The 250-nt window shown below is 59.6% G+C and carries 1 protein-coding gene; it reads right to left on the bottom strand.

Annotation, left to right across the window (positions count from 1 at the left end; genetic code table 11):
- The coding region (locus tag AAEY83_RS17290; protein ID WP_351061138.1) for a GNAT family N-acetyltransferase at positions 1–237 on the bottom strand (237 nt) is incomplete at its 3' end.
- Positions 238–250: the final 13 nt, after the last annotated feature.

A 250-nucleotide genomic window follows, 5' to 3' on the forward strand; every position in this document is an offset into this window, starting at 1 on the left:
GGCAAAGGTCGGCAGGTTGCGGAAACCCAGTTTGGCGTAAAGGTTTTTCGCCTGACGATTGTCGTGCAGCACCGACAGATCCAGATAAGCCAGGCCGCGACTCATGAAGTGCTCGACCAAATGTCGCACCAGCACTTCGCCGACGCCCGGGCGCGAGCAATGCGGGTCGACCGCCAGGCACCACAGGCTGCTGCCGTGTTCCGGGTCGTTGAAGGCTTTTTCATGATTGAGACCCATGACACTGCCGATC

Source organism: Psychrobacter sp. TB20-MNA-CIBAN-0197 (assembly GCF_040309765.1).
Classification (GTDB): Bacteria; Pseudomonadota; Gammaproteobacteria; order Pseudomonadales; family Moraxellaceae; genus Psychrobacter; species Psychrobacter submarinus.